Source organism: Clostridium acidisoli DSM 12555 (assembly GCF_900176305.1).
Classification (GTDB): domain Bacteria; phylum Bacillota; class Clostridia; order Clostridiales; family Clostridiaceae; genus Clostridium_I; species Clostridium_I acidisoli.
This window is the reverse complement of the sequence record NZ_FWXH01000017.1, coordinates 34,407-48,755: the sequence shown is the minus strand read 5'-3', so window position 1 is coordinate 48,755 and position 14,349 is coordinate 34,407. Positions and strand designations below refer to the sequence as shown.

Annotated in this window: 13 protein-coding genes, 1 tRNA gene and 1 pseudogene; 8 read left to right on the top strand and 7 right to left on the bottom strand. The window is 29.5% G+C overall.

Going from position 1 to position 14,349, the window contains the following annotated elements; genetic code table 11:
* The first annotated feature begins 23 nt into the window (after nt 1-23).
* The 4 genes from B8978_RS15510 (at nt 24) to B8978_RS15495 (ending at nt 3,285) form a co-directional block, all read left to right on the top strand.
* Nucleotides 24-1,055, top strand: coding sequence for a methionine ABC transporter ATP-binding protein (locus B8978_RS15510; RefSeq protein WP_084117127.1), 1,032 nt, complete (start codon nt 24-26; stop codon nt 1,053-1,055).
* 1 nt (nt 1,056) lies between these two features.
* Nucleotides 1,057-1,719: a methionine ABC transporter permease gene (locus tag B8978_RS15505; protein ID WP_084117125.1), complete on the top strand. Its 663-nt coding sequence runs from the start codon at nt 1,057-1,059 to the stop codon at nt 1,717-1,719.
* 36 nt (nt 1,720-1,755) lie between these two features.
* Nucleotides 1,756-3,126: an FAD-binding oxidoreductase gene (locus tag B8978_RS15500; protein ID WP_084117123.1), complete on the top strand. Its 1,371-nt coding sequence runs from the start codon at nt 1,756-1,758 to the stop codon at nt 3,124-3,126.
* An 82-nt stretch (nt 3,127-3,208) separates the two neighbouring features.
* Nucleotides 3,209-3,285, top strand: a tRNA-Arg gene (locus B8978_RS15495).
* Between the two features lie 282 nt (nt 3,286-3,567).
* On the opposite strand, the gene B8978_RS15490 is transcribed toward B8978_RS15495, so the two are convergent.
* Nucleotides 3,568-4,269 carry a tyrosine-protein phosphatase gene (locus B8978_RS15490; RefSeq protein WP_176212726.1) on the bottom strand — a complete coding sequence of 234 codons (702 nt, stop codon included), beginning with the start codon at nt 4,267-4,269 and terminating at the stop codon, nt 3,568-3,570.
* A 251-nt stretch (nt 4,270-4,520) separates the two neighbouring features.
* Between B8978_RS15490 and B8978_RS15485 the strand changes: the two genes are divergently transcribed.
* On the top strand, nt 4,521-5,066 hold the full coding sequence (locus B8978_RS15485; protein ID WP_242950577.1) for a 4Fe-4S binding protein: 546 nt from the start codon (nt 4,521-4,523) through the stop codon (nt 5,064-5,066).
* A gap of 54 nt (nt 5,067-5,120) precedes the next feature.
* Here B8978_RS15485 and B8978_RS15480 read toward each other — a convergent pair whose 3' ends face one another.
* Entirely contained in the window at nt 5,121-5,594 is a 474-nt protein-coding gene (locus B8978_RS15480; RefSeq protein ID WP_341435483.1) for a LysR family transcriptional regulator substrate-binding protein, read from the bottom strand.
* Here B8978_RS15480 and B8978_RS15475 point away from each other — a divergent pair.
* Nucleotides 5,587-6,155: pseudogene (locus B8978_RS15475) on the top strand (aspartate aminotransferase family protein); the annotation flags it as partial. The gene B8978_RS15480 and the pseudogene B8978_RS15475 overlap by 8 nt on opposite strands.
* 93 nt (nt 6,156-6,248) lie before the next feature.
* Here the strand turns inward: B8978_RS15475 and B8978_RS15470 are convergent.
* The 3 genes from B8978_RS15470 to B8978_RS15460 all read right to left on the bottom strand — a co-directional run bounded on the left by B8978_RS15470 (nt 6,249) and on the right by B8978_RS15460 (nt 9,321).
* A complete protein-coding gene (locus B8978_RS15470; protein ID WP_084117117.1) occupies nt 6,249-6,788 on the bottom strand; it encodes a DUF1003 domain-containing protein in 540 nt (179 codons plus the stop codon).
* Between the two features lie 71 nt (nt 6,789-6,859).
* Nucleotides 6,860-8,035 carry a trans-sulfuration enzyme family protein gene (locus tag B8978_RS15465; protein ID WP_084117115.1) on the bottom strand — a complete coding sequence of 392 codons (1,176 nt, stop codon included), beginning with the start codon at nt 8,033-8,035 and terminating at the stop codon, nt 6,860-6,862.
* An 89-nt stretch (nt 8,036-8,124) separates the two neighbouring features.
* Entirely contained in the window at nt 8,125-9,321 is a 1,197-nt protein-coding gene (locus tag B8978_RS15460) for a hypothetical protein (RefSeq protein ID WP_084117113.1), read from the bottom strand.
* 20 nt (nt 9,322-9,341) lie between these two features.
* Here B8978_RS15460 and B8978_RS19950 point away from each other — a divergent pair, with 20 nt between their 5' ends.
* Complete coding sequence (locus B8978_RS19950; protein ID WP_176212725.1) at nt 9,342-9,512, top strand: hypothetical protein; 171 nt, start codon at nt 9,342-9,344, stop codon at nt 9,510-9,512.
* A gap of 396 nt (nt 9,513-9,908) precedes the next feature.
* Here B8978_RS19950 and B8978_RS15450 read toward each other — a convergent pair whose 3' ends face one another.
* Nucleotides 9,909-10,733 (bottom strand): hypothetical protein, encoded by an 825-nt coding sequence (locus tag B8978_RS15450; RefSeq protein WP_084117110.1) that lies wholly within the window; start codon nt 10,731-10,733, stop codon nt 9,909-9,911.
* Nucleotides 10,734-10,924: 191 nt separating this feature from the next.
* On the opposite strand from B8978_RS15450, the gene B8978_RS15445 reads away from it, so the two are divergent.
* A complete protein-coding gene (locus B8978_RS15445) occupies nt 10,925-13,036 on the top strand; it encodes a methyl-accepting chemotaxis protein (RefSeq protein ID WP_084117108.1) in 2,112 nt (703 codons plus the stop codon).
* Nucleotides 13,037-13,061: 25 nt separating this feature from the next.
* Here B8978_RS15445 and B8978_RS15440 read toward each other — a convergent pair whose 3' ends face one another.
* Nucleotides 13,062-14,342 (bottom strand): helix-turn-helix domain-containing protein, encoded by a 1,281-nt coding sequence (locus B8978_RS15440; RefSeq protein ID WP_084117107.1) that lies wholly within the window; start codon nt 14,340-14,342, stop codon nt 13,062-13,064.
* Between the last annotated feature and the right edge of the window lie 7 nt (nt 14,343-14,349).

Here is a 14,349-nt window from a genome sequence, read left to right as displayed (position 1 = left end):
TATCCATTTTGGAGGTGTAAGTTTTGATTGAATTAAAAAATGTGAATGTAGTTTTCCAACAAAAAGGTGGAAAAATAGATGCAGTTAAGGATGTTAAACTTAAAATTAATAGAGGAGAAATTTTTGGTATAGTAGGATTAAGTGGAGCAGGAAAAAGTACTGTAATTAGAACAATAAACTTGCTTCAGAAACCTACTAGCGGACAAATTATTATTGATGGACAAGATATTACTAATTTAAAGGGTGAAGAGTTAAGAAAAGTCAGGTTAAAAATTGGAATGATATTTCAACATTTCAACCTAATAAGTGGCAAAACTGTTTATGAAAATATAGAATTTGTGTTAAAAGCTAATAATTATCCAAAGGAAAAAAGGAAAGATAGAGTTGAGGAATTATTAAAATTAGTAACCTTAAAGGATAAAGCTAAGGTTTATCCTTCGAAGTTAAGTGGAGGTCAAAAACAGAGAGTTGGGATTGCTAGAGCATTAGCTAATAATCCAGATATACTTTTGTGTGATGAAGCAACATCCGCTTTGGATTTAGAAAATACAAACGAAATATTAAGTTTACTTAAAGAAATTAATGAAAAGTATGGGAAAACCATTGTTTTTATTACTCATGAAATGGAAGTTGCAAAAAAATTGTTTCATAGAGTAGCAGTCATGAACAATGGGGTTTTGGAAGAAGTAAATGATACATATTTAATTTTTTCTAATCCTGAAAAACAAGTAACAAAATCTTTAATTAGCAAAAATTTAGACATTGAATTGCCACTGCAAGTAAAAGATCTAATAAAGCAAGGAGAGCTTGTGAAAATAACTTATACAGGTGATAAAAGTGTAGATCCTGTAATTTCTAGTGCATCTAAGAAATTTGATGTTTCTATTAGTATAATTCATGGAAAAATTGATTATATCCAAGGAAAACCTCTTGGAATTTTACTTGTGAATATTACAGGCCAAAGTGAGGAAATTAAAAAAACAAAAGAATATATAAAGGAGAACGTAACGGATATAGATGAAATTTCTTATAATTCACAAGGAGGTGTAGAATAAATTGGATAGTACATTAGAAATATTAAAAAGTGAATTAGGAAAAGCGGTTATTGATTCTTTAAATATGATTGGTATTGCTATAGTATTGTCAATTGTAGTTGGAGGACTTTTAGGGCTTTTACTATATTTAACTTCAAGTGAATTGTTCTTTAAAAACAAGTTTATTAATAATGTGACAGGTATAATAATAAATATAGTTCGTTCTTTACCTTTTGTAATATTGTTAGTATTATTGATACCTTTTACTAAGCAATTAGTTGGGACAAGCATTGGACCTAAGGCAGCAGCAGTACCACTTACTATTGCATCAATAGCATTCTTTGCACGTATATCGGAAGGAGCCTTTAATGAAATTGATAAAGGCGTTTTAGAGGCGGCAATAGCTTCAGGAGCAAAGCTACAATTAATATTAACCGATGTATTAATTGTAGAGGCACTTCCTAGTTTAATAAGAGGAATTACTGTTACTTTGGTTAGTTTAATAGGCTTTTCAGCTATGGCAGGAATTGTAGGCGGTGGTGGAATTGGAGATCTAGCAATTAGATATGGATATTACAGATATGAAACTGGTGTAATGATAGCTACTGTAATTCTGCTAGTTTTAGTAGTTCAAGTAATACAATTTGTTGGAGATAAATTATCTATAATATTTTCTAAAAGATAAATTTAATTTTTTTCATTTTAAAAGGAAGTGTTTGTGTTGAATTATAATTATTTATTTGAAATTATAAAGGATAAGGACAGAATTAAATTAGGTAAAGAAATAGATGAAAAATATCTAAGTGATGCTATAAAAAGAAATAAAGGAGAGGCAGAAGTACTTGTTTTTCCTATAAACAATGAAGAAGTAAGCTTGATAATGAAGTTTTCATATGAAAACAATATAATCGTAACGCCTAGGGGAGCTGGAACAGGTTTAGTTGGAGCCACGATTCCTACCAATGGTGGTATTGTACTAGATTTATCGCTAATGAATAAAATATTAGAGCTTGATAAAGAAAATTTAACGATAACGGTAGAACCAGGCATACTACTTAAAGATCTACAAGAATATGTAGAAAAAATAGAATTGTTTTATCCACCTGACCCAGGGGAAAAAGGTGCTTCCATAGGAGGGAACATTAGTACTAATGCTGGTGGCATGAGAGCTGTAAAATATGGAGTAACCAGAAATTATGTTATGGCATTAGAATTAGTTTTGGCAAATGGAAGCATTATGAATGTTGGTGAAAAAGTAATAAAGGATAGCTCTGGATTGGATCTCAAAGATCTTATTATTGGGTCAGAGGGAACATTAGCAATTATAACTAAAGCTACTTTAAAACTAATACCTAAACCTAAAAAAAGTGTGAGCATATTGATTCCATTTAATTCATTAGATAAGGCTATAGATTCTGTTATTAAAATAATTAATAAAAATTCAAAGCCAACTGCAATAGAATTCATTGAAAAAGATGTTATAGAAAATGCAGAAAATTATTTGCAGCTAAAATTTCCTGATGATAAAGGAGAAGCTTATTTGTTGTTAACCTTTGATGGTGATGAAGATTCTGAAGTAATCTCTAACTATAATAAAGCTAAAGAAGTATGTTTAAATAATGGAGCTATAGATTTTATTATATTAAATAAAATTGAAGATATAGATAGAACATGGAAAATAAGAGGAGCCTTAGTTACTGCTGTTGAAGCGGTATCAGAGCAGGAACCGATAGATATTGTAGTTCCAATAAATAAAACGGCAGAGTTTATCAATTATACTAAAGAGGTGCAAGCAAAGTATGGAATTAAAATAACAAGTTTTGGACATGCTGGAGATGGAAATGTACATTTATGTGTAATAAAAGGCAGCATGGGTGAAGAAGAATGGAATAAAAAATCTGTATTATTGCTAGGTAATCTTTATGAAAAAAGTAAAGAACTTGGAGGACTACCTTCTGGGGAACACGGTATTGGATTAAATAAAAGGCCTTATTTTCTTAAGGTAACAGATAAAGTTAATGTTGATTACATGAAAAAAATAAAGAGTGTTTTTGATGATAAAAACATTTTAAATTCAAATAAAGCTTATTAACATAGTAAACTTTGCCATGTTAATATTTAAATAATTTGCATTATAAATATTTGTGTGGTAAAATCTTATGGTAATAAGATTTGCGTCAGTAGCTCAGTTGGATAGAGTAGCTGGCTACGAACCAGTTGGCCGGGGGTTCGAATCCCTTCTGACGCACCAAAACTTAAGTAAATATAGTAATTTTGAAAGGTTGATGGTTTTCATCAGCTTTTTTTTCTTTTTAAGTCCACCCACAATTATAAGGGCAATTGCTATCACAAGCAGCAATATTACAACAAAATTGGATATTTGTGTAATGAATCTTTGAACTATCATAGTCACAGCAAATATGAGAAGCCCTATTTTCAACAAGGGAGAGTTTGTCTTTTTCACATTCATTCATCTCCTTACAAAATATAAATTATCATTGTTTCGCATGATTTTAATGACATCATTATTTTGTTACAATATACCATTTATTAATTTGGCTTTTAATTGCAATATGTCACCATCACTTAAACCAATTTCACAAAAATATTCTTCTACAGAGTTATATTTTTGTATAAACATGTCTAGAAATTTCTCCATATACTCTATTTTCGGAGTTATGATATTTATATCAACATTTTTATTGCTTTTACAAAACTGCTGTAACATAGGACCTAAATATGCTTCTGAAATCGTATAATCATATAAAATATCTGTTTTACAAACACCAGCTAATAGCAGGATCAATGCCGAAATTACTCCTGTCCTATCTTTCCCCGCTGTACAATGGTAAAGAACACCGCCTTTTGCCTTTGCAAATACTCTCATGATGTTAAGTACAGTTTTTTTCTCATCTACCATATCAAAGTATGAATCTGGAACAGCTTCAACACTTGAAGGCAAACATCCGTCTCCATGTATTTTACAATGATAATATTCGAATCTTTTATCAGTTTTTAAAGCATAGGATTTGCTTTCAACCTCAGCATCGCTTCTAAGGTCAACAATTGTTGTTATATTATTGGATAATAATAGTTCTATATCATCATCCGATACTTGAAGTGGAACATCACTACGCAGGAATACCTTATATGATGTGCTTTTTTTGCCACACTCTATGGGATATCCACCTAAATCACGTGTGTTAAGAGTGCTGCTTAATAAAAATCGACGCATAGATTCACTTCCTTTGTTATACATTATTTAATAATATTATACCATAAAATGTAATCGATTTTTGACTATTATGTGTGGCATTATATCATCTTCATATGTCCAGATATAAAAACCTTTGATATTGGTACTATTTAATTGAAGAGTTATTTCAAGTGTTTATTGACAGTGATTAGTCACTGAAATATAATTTCTATAAAACATATTGGTATTGTATAATTAATAAATAAATATGTTTATAGGGAGTGTGGAAATTGGGGAAACAAAAATTAATTGCATTAAAAAAGGATAATATAAGCAATAAAAAATGGATAAAGTCTCAGCAAAAATGGACATGGATTATTACTATATGCTGGATGGTAGTAGCTAATATTTGGCCACCATTTGGTCTTTATGGTTTTGTATGTATGTTTACACCGATTTTAATAGCGTTATCTGGAAGAGGAAAAATGAGCTGTGCTCGTATTTGTCCAAGAGGATCTTTTATAGGTAAGGTCACAATTCCTTTTTCAAGAAAACGTGTTATGCCTTCATGGACACACACGAAAGGTTTTAGATTTCTGATTTGGTTAGTTATGATGGGAAGTTTTATTGGATTGATGTTCTGGGCTGTACCTAAGGGTATATATACTTTAGGTAGAACAGTACTTTATTTTATGGAAGTAGCAACATTAATTGCATTTTTGGTAGGCGTAATTTTTAAGCCAAGGAGCTGGTGCACTATATGTCCTATGGGTTTTACTTCAGGTAATATTCGTGATTTATTAAACAAAAAAAATGATAGGACAGTCAACGAGTGACGAACTAAAGATATCAATGGTTATACAAATCAACCATTGATATCTTTTTTTTATTTATAATTCAAGAGAAGTAGCATGTATAATCCGTTTTGCGTATTCAATAAATTTTTTAGAAGCAGGTGAAGTGTTTTTTAGCGATTTTATTCCAATTCCTAAGCTTCGGAAGGAGTATGGTTCAAGGGGTAGGGCGGTAATTTGACTTGACCATTCTTGAATAATTAAATTTGGAAGTATGCTAATGCCAAGGTGATTTGCTACCATAGAAATAATTGCATGATCATCGGTTGAAGAAAATCTAATATATGGGGTTACGTTTGAATCTGTTAATGCAAGATGTATGTCATAATCAATATCCATTGCAGATATAATAAAAGGCTGATTTTGAAAATCACAAATTGAATAAGTGCCACTTGTTGGAATTTCAAAATCTTTTGGTAGGATCGCCATAAGAGGATCATCATGCAGTGGTATCCAATCAAATTCTTGAGAAGATCTTTGGCTACAGAAACCAAAATCTACGGAGGGTATTAGAGCTCTTTGCGATGAAAAAGGTATGCTACTTCTAATAGATGAAGTACAAACAGGATGGTGTAGAACTGGTGAGGTTATGGCTTATATGAATTATAATATAAAACCAGATATTGTTTCTATGGCAAAAGCTATGGGGGGTGGAATGCCAATAGCCGCTATTTGTACAACAGAAGAAATTTCTAAAGCATTCACTGCGGGATCTCATGGCACAACTTACGGTGGTAATCCTGTTGTTGTGCAGCTTCACTTGCCCAAATCAATGAACTTTTAGACAATAATTTAGCAGGAAAAGCAAAAGAAGTAGGTAACTATTTCATGAAAAAATTAAAGACACTGCCACATACGAAGGAAGTTCGTGGAAAAGGGCTACTTGTAGGTGTTGAGTTTGATGCGCCTGTAGGTAAGAATATAAAACATGGATGTTTTGATAGAAAATTATTGGTTACATTAATAGGAACCTCCGTAATTCGTATGGTTCCCTCACTTATAGTAACTAAAGAAGATTGTGATAAAGCATATGAAATTTTAAAATCCGCTGTAGAAGAAGCATATAATTAAAGATTCAATATGAAATAATTAGTGGTAGATTTAAATCTCATATGACGTATTAAAATCTCACAAACACTTAGTTTGTGGGATTTTTTTCATTTGTTATTTTCTTTCCTCTTCTTTAATAGCTAAAAGTAATGCTTTTATCTCTTTAACTTCTTGCTGAAGACGATGTAAGTGGTTTTGTATATCATCAATTTCTTGTTCGGATTTGTAATTAATTGCGAAATCTATAATTGATTCATTTTTATCTCTTGAAGCTTGGCGGTTTTGACTCATCATAATAATGGGAGCTTGGAAAGCTGCAATAAAGGATAAGCATAGATTTAGCAAAATAAAGGGTGATGGATCAAAATGAAATACAGTAAACGATAATGTATTCCAAATAATCCAAATAGCAAGAAACAAAGCGAAAATTATAATAAATGTCCAGCTTCCACCAAAAGATGCCATTTTATCTGCAATACGATCAGATAAACTAGTTTTGCGTATATATTCTTCATCTAAATGATTAACAATACTCTTTTCATAATTGTCAACTAATCTATCAATACGCCTTGCACTTTCTTCGTTTAATTCGATATCAAAACCTTCTATTTGAGAAGTTTCTTCAAAATTGTAATTATATTTAGTTTTTTCCATGTAAAAGCCTCCTTTAGATAATTATCGTATGCAGACCACATGATTAATATTCATTGATGTATGAGCTGATACTATAATCCACATTTTTTAAAGGCTTGTTTTAAATCATTTATAATATCATTAGGATCCTCAAGGCCTACGCTAAATCTAAGATGACCATGTTTAAATTCTTCAGGGTAAAAATGGTTTCTTTCATCATTAGGACCAGTATAAACAATTAAACTTTCATCATGGCCTATAGAAACTGCTGAAATAATAAGTTCTAAAGAATTAACAAATTTATTATGAGTTTCAACATTGGCATTAAGCCCAAAAGATATAACTCCAGAAAACATGCTCATCTGTTTTTTTGCAATTTCATGCTGAGGATGACTTTTAAGACCAGGATAGGCAACAAATTTTACAGATGGATAGGCTTCTAAAAACTGTGCGATTTTAAGTGCACTTTCACTATGTTGCTTCATACGTAATGGTAAAGTAACAACACCACGCATTATTAACCATGCATTAAAAGGACTTATTGCACCACCTACATTTACCATAGCTTCACGTTTGATTTTATCTACAAGTTTTTTGCTTCCAAGCACAGCTCCACCCATAGCATCTCCATGTCCATTTATGTATTTTGTTAAGCTGTGAACAACAAGATCTGCTCCAAGACCAAGAGGATGCTGCAAAAACGGAGATGCAAAAGTACTATCTACAGAAAGTAGAGCTCCGGCTTTTTTTGCAATCTTAGATATTTCTTCAATATCACTTATTCTAGTAGTGGGATTTCCAGGTGTTTCTATATGTATAAGTTTGGTGTTAGGTCTTATTGCATTTTTTATTTCTTCTATATTTGAACTGTCCACAAGGGTAGCTTCTATACCATATTTTTCAGGTAAATATTCATTTAACAAACGGTAAACAGCTATGTATGAGACGTTAGAACAAATTACATGAGAATCCTTATCTAGAAATGTAAAAAATACAGCTGAAAGAGCAGCAACACCACTGGCTAAAACAACACAATCTTCAGCTTCTTCTAAAGCTGACAATCTTTCTTGAAGGTATGTTTGATTAGCAGAGGTGTTTCTAGTATAGACTAAATTGTTTGGATCGCTCCAATTAAGAGTAGAAGCATCTTCTGGTAGTCTATAGCTGTTTGCCATAGTAAGAGGTCTTCGAATTGCTCCAGTTTCCTTATCTATATCGTTGCCAACATGAATACATTTTGTAATAAAGCTAGTTTTAATATCAGACATAATATACCAACCTTTCCTATATGATTTATAAGAATTATAAATCTATAAGAAATTAATGTCAATAACAATAGTAATAAAGGAAAATTTTATTAAATATTCAATGTAATACTTTTTAAATATCTACCCTCACCATCTAATTTTTCAGGTGATTGAACAAAATTAGTTTTGACTAGATACTCGTTAGTAGCTCCAAAAATTTGATGCCATAATTCATTTCCGATTTCTTTTGTAGGTACGTTATGCTTCACGGATGTTAAATCAGGTAAGTTAAAAGACAAATTTTCAAAAAAATCCTTTATTGTTGGGAATAGAGTTTCAAGAATTATAGACGATATATCCTCTATAATAGGCTTTTCATATGTATAGAAAAATGGAACATTTATAGATATAGAATTATCAAGTTCATTAATATCTATATAATCAAGTTCTTTTAGAAAGTCAACCAATTTTTTTTCATTGAGACATAGGTCAAGATATTTTGGATGCTTATTAATTATGAAGTTTACTAATTGTCCACAATTTTTTATCAATTCTTTATTCATATCATCTAATATTTTTATATAGGATATGCTTAAATTATAAAAAGGATTAGAATCAGTAATGTTTTTTTGAATCATTCTGAAAAACCTAAAAATATCTTTTCTTGAACCATCTGAATCTCCAAAACTGTTAAAAGTAAAGCCATTACTCTTGTAATTGTTACTGCTGCATAATAGATGATTGCTGTAAGTGTCTATCAGTTTACTATTCTCATATGCAATAATAATATAATCTCTATTGTCTGGTTGTAATTTTGATGTGCAAAAAATATTTTTTTCTCCAAAGAAGTCGAATGCAATATCGTCAAAAACATAATCACAAATCACATGATAAAGAGTTCTTTTTGTAGTTTGATATTTTGAGCATTGCAATTTTGATATTTTTTCATTAATCAAAGGACTTAAAGAAATTATTTTATTACAAAGTATTTCACCTATATCTTTTAAATAGTTCTGTATTTGTAAAGTATCTTTTTCTAAAAATACTGGAAAATTCAATCTATAAGTATCATCTTTAATTTCTATAGCGTTAATAATTTTAAGATTATTAATAAGCTCATCAATTTTTGAAATGTTTATATTTAGAATATTAGATATTTCATAGTTAGATATTGAAAATGGTTTGTTAGATGCTATTATGTATAATATCTCAGGGACAAGATTTTTATTACAGATATATGATGGATTGTATTCATCATAATTGCCAGGGTCTCCAAAAAAGTAAAAGTTAAGGTTTTTAATTTTCATTTGCAAAGTCCGCCTTTCTAATGATTAATTATTCTTTTAGTAATAATCTACAGCGCCTAAATATGCCAGCAATAATCACAGATGCAATGAATTTAAAAATTGCAGGAATAATAATTAAAAGCTTAAGATCTCTAGTTAGATTTAGTGAAAAGGGTATAAAAAATAAAATTATTAAAGAAGTTATAAAATAAAAAGTAAAAGAGTCTACTACATTATCTATAGTTTTATTCAGAGCCCTAGCCTTGCAAAGTTCATATATTGTATTTAGTATAGTGTATATTAAGTATAAATTAAGGATACCTGAAACAATATCAATTAAAGAACTCAAGCTTAAAACGTAAAATTGGGCTGATAGAAAATTAGTAGCAGAATTATAAAATATATCTTTTAAAGAAAGGAGGATTAGTATAATTACAATTAATTTCAATTTTTTATATGCTTCATGTTGTGATGATAAAATATTAAGGCCAGAGTAAATAAACAAATACGCAATAAAACTTGGGAGTATAGTTATGTATCCAATATTTATGTGAAATAAAATAAATACCATTCCCCAAAATAATCTGTTATAACCAGAAGAATATATATTAATCACTTCCTTTTTCATTTTTTAAAACATCAATGTTAAGATCATCTGGCATGTTAGGTTGCATTTCTATATAGCAGGGAGTAATGCCGTTATTTCCATTTAGATCTTTTGTAAGTAGCTCTAAATTAAATAAATATACATTATTTTTAACCGATGGATTTTTGCTAAAATTAAAATTGTAAGATATATCAATTTGATATTTTGCTCTTAACATAATTGGAAATTTTACTTTAGATAGAGGTTTCCCATCAATGCTTATTTCAATGACATCCTTAACCAGGTAATAAGACTTAGTATTTATACCAGTAATATAAATGTCTTTGTCCGTAGTAAAGCTGAAGTCTCCACTATTGTCACTAGAGCAAGAAACACCACCTTGATTTAAACTGCTTGTCTTCAAATTATTATCAAGTAATTTTATTTGACCTATTTTTATAGTTTGGGTTTTGCCATTAGAAAAAGTGATGTTTGCTTTAGTAATAACTTTATTTTTATATCTATTTGGTACAGTACCATTTATATAATAAAAAGGGGTGACAGATAATGTTTTTAGACTATAATAGCGGTTGTCAGTATTCAAGTCAGATTCACTAAAAGGTATGGACTCAGTACCAAGTTCAGGAAACTCCAGGTTAGTTACTTTATTTTGAGAATTAATATCATCAAGATAATATAATAAAAAATTATTAGAGTTCACGCTGTAATAATGCTTTAAAAATATGGGATTATCTATAATGTGGTTTTTATAATAAATTATGTTTCCAATCCAACATAACAACAAAAGTGTTAATAGAGAGTAGATAAGTTTTTTATTAAACTTCATATGAATTCTCCTTGGTAAAATGTTTGTTGTGTTTCATATAAATAATAACATAAATTAAACTATATTGTAAAATAAGTTACATATTGGTTTAAGTTGGAATAAAAAAACAGCGTATTGCTTTAAAGATTTATAGTTATAACACGATAAATAAAAGTAAGAAAATTCTATAAATTAAAAAGGAGTAGTTAAAATTGAAAAAACTAAAAAATTTTAAGGCAAGCATCCGATACAAAATAATTGCATCAATAACTATATGCTGTCTTATAACTTCAGTTGTGATTTCTACAATATGTGTTAATGAGAGCAAGGCTTCTATACAAAAGGAGGCGGAGGATAAACTTGTAGAGATTTCTGAAAATAAATCAAATGATATAAACAAATTGCTTTTAAGTACAGAAAATACTGCAAGTAATGTAGAAAGTATATTTTCTTCAACGTATGATGAGAATAGAGCAGCTACTGATAGTCAATATGTTAAGTCTTATGTTGATTCGCTTGATCCTACAATAAAAAGGATAGGAGAAAGTCAAAATAAAACACTTGGTATAACTTTAATATTAAATCCAGAAATAACAAAGGATTTATATCAAATTTGTTATGAAGGAACAAGTACTAATAGACAATTTCAAAAAGAAAACAAATTTACAATAAATGATTTTGATGAGAGTAAAAGTAGCATGAGCTGGTATTATAATCCTATAAAATCTAGAAGTGCTATATGGAGTGACCCACATGTGGACGCAAGCGGTAAAGCTGACAGTAAAGATATGAGAATTGCTTATACGAAGCCTATATACAAAGACAACAAGTTAGTTGCGGTTATTGCTATAGACTTATTTTTTAATGACTATGCTAAGATGATTAATAATGTAAAAGTATATAATAATGGATTTGCTTTTTTAATGAATGATAAATATGATTTTTTGGTAGATAAAGTATACACATCTAAAGATAATTTATCAAAAATTCAAAATGGTAGTTTGAAAGCTGTTACAGCAACTATGGGGAAAAACAAATCAGGGTTCACTTATGCAAATTTTAATGGTGATAAAAATGTATATGGGTATAGCAAATTGATAAATGGGAATATAATGGTTATAAGTGTAAAGCAATCAGATATATTTGCAGAGGTATCCAATTTGCAAAAGATTATAATTGTACTTGCTATTATTATGACATGTATATTTTCAGTGACAGGTTTGATAATTGGAAATAGAATCTCAAAACCTATAGTTTTAGCAACAAAGCTGGTAAAAAAGACAGCAGATTTTGATTTGTCAGAGGATGACAGCTATAATCATTTATTAAAGTCAAAAGATGAAGTTGGAGAATTGGTTAGTGCGTTTATTTTAATGAAAAATGAACTTATTGGAATTATAAAAAATATACTGGATAATTCTCAGAATTTAAGTGCTTCAAGTGAAGAACTTTCAGCAACTGTTGAAGAAATAAGTTCAAAATTCCAACAAATAAATGAAGAGACGAAAAATATATTTACAAAAGTTGATAATACTAATACTACTTCACAGAAAATAACATTATCAATTGGAGCAGTTGATTCTAAGATTAATGTATTGTCTCAAAAAGCCACAGATGGTAGCGATAGTTCAGTAAAATCAAAGGAAAGAGCCGTTAATGTACAAAGTGAAGGTAAACAAGCCATTAAAAGTATTGAGAATATATTGGTTCAGAAAGAATCAAATATATTAGAGGCTATTGAGAAAGGAAAAGTAGTTGAAGATATAAAAGAAATGGCAGATACTATTGCAGGTATTTCTGAACAAACAAATTTATTGGCATTAAATGCAGCTATAGAGGCCGCAAGAGCAGGTGAACAGGGAAAAGGATTTGCGGTTGTAGCTGAGGAAGTTAGAAAACTTGCAGAGCAGACTTCTAAATCCGTTGAAAGTATTCAAAGTACTATTGGTGGAGTACAGGGTGCATTTGCTAATCTATCACAAAATAGTGATGAGATATTAAAATTTATTAGAGAAAATGTAAGACCACAGCTTGAAGGAGTTAGTACTATGGGTGGACAATATTATGATGATGCAACTTTTATAAGTAAAATGTCGTCAGAAATAGCAGATATGACAGGTGAACTCACAAGCACAATTGATGAAGTTAATTATAGAATGAAAGATATGTCTTCCATGGCAAAAAGTTCCTTAGAAAGTACAGAAGTTATAAAAGAAAGCATGGAAGAAGTATCCCAAGGTGTAGATGAAATTGCAAATACTGCTCAAAGTCAAGCTGAAATGGCGCAAATTCTAAATGAGATGGTACTTAAGTTTAAGTTGTAAGATTGTATATTGTAGTTTAATTGAATTATTTTGTTAAAATGGCATCGGATAATAACAGATATTTTTTGCATAACTCCGCTTTTTCCTGATTTAGATATATAAGTGCTAATTTATTATAAATTTTGCAGAGGTTTTTTACATCGTTATTTTCTAATAATTCAATAATGTTTAGATACACAGCTTCTAAATTTTTAACATCGTTTAACTTTAAATATATATAGGCTAATGTATAATTACCTCTTAATTGATATTCAAGATTTTTGTAAGTTTTTGAATATTTTAAACCTAAATTAGTAGAAACTATAGCATCAGTGTATAGATTTTGTCTTATAAATATAGTTGATTTATCTATAAGAGTGGAGCCTAGATTTGTTTTATCAATCTTACTTCTTAAGGCTTCAGCTAAATCAAAATAATAGCTACTTTTTTTAAAATTATCTTTGTAACAATAAGCTAAACCTAAAAGGGAATATAAATAACCTAAAGCAGGATCATTAGAGTCGAAAATTTTTGATATGGTAAAATTACATATACTTATAACTGTATCAAAATTTCCACTTTTCTCATAACAAGCTGCTTTAATTATTTGAGCATAGATATACAGTCTATGCTCTTTTTTTTCGTCATAAATAGATAAAAATTCATTAATAGTATCCAAAGCTAGTCCTAGCTTGTTTGATTTTTGGTAAGCATTTGATAATGAACAGAGAAGACGTTTATTAGTATTAGAGTCATTATACAATATACAATAGTGTTGGCTTAATAAATAATACTCAATTGCCTCATCATACTTTAGAATGTTAGCTTTAGAATCTCCTATTTTCCAGTATATATATCCTAACTTTTCAGTTATACCAATACTAATAAATATTTCTTTAGCATGAGTGTAACAGTCACAAGATTCTTTAAACTCTCTCTTATCAGACCAGATTGCACCTAGTTTGCAATAAGTTTCGGCTTTAACAGCTAATAAATCAAACATATTTGTAATCTCAAAAATTTCATCAATTTTGACAATTGTTATCTTTTCATTTTTAAGTTGTTTAAAGCAGTATAACTCAGCATCTTGTTTTGGATACCGAGTTAAATAATTCTCGTCTATGTTTAAAATAAGATTAAGCTCGGTAGCTTTCTTATTAAATTTATTAGATATTTTTAAAGCAACTTGAGGTGTAACTTCTCTCCTGTTTGTTTCAATCATACTTATTAGTCCTTGAGTGATTTTTTCATCCTGCAAGTCTTCTTGTTTTAAATTTAGTTGAGTTCTTAGTTTTTTTACTTTTTCACCGGGAGTTAAAAATTTCATTATATCA

What these genes read in the sequence shown, in the direction of transcription:
- B8978_RS15490 (WP_176212726.1), bottom strand. Translation starts at nt 4,269, where the DNA reads ATGCGTCGATTTTTATTAAGCAGCACTCTTAACACACGTGATTTAGGT.
- B8978_RS15470 (WP_084117117.1), bottom strand. Translation starts at nt 6,788, where the DNA reads ATGGAAAAAACTAAATATAATTACAATTTTGAAGAAACTTCTCAAATA.
- B8978_RS15465 (WP_084117115.1), bottom strand. Translation starts at nt 8,035, where the DNA reads ATGTCTGATATTAAAACTAGCTTTATTACAAAATGTATTCATGTTGGC.
- B8978_RS15460 (WP_084117113.1), bottom strand. Translation starts at nt 9,321, where the DNA reads ATGAAAATTAAAAACCTTAACTTTTACTTTTTTGGAGACCCTGGCAAT.
- B8978_RS19950 (WP_176212725.1), top strand. Translation starts at nt 9,342, where the DNA reads ATGATTAATTATTCTTTTAGTAATAATCTACAGCGCCTAAATATGCCA.
- B8978_RS15450 (WP_084117110.1), bottom strand. Translation starts at nt 10,733, where the DNA reads ATGAAGTTTAATAAAAAACTTATCTACTCTCTATTAACACTTTTGTTG.
- B8978_RS15440 (WP_084117107.1), bottom strand. Translation starts at nt 14,342, where the DNA reads ATGAAATTTTTAACTCCCGGTGAAAAAGTAAAAAAACTAAGAACTCAA.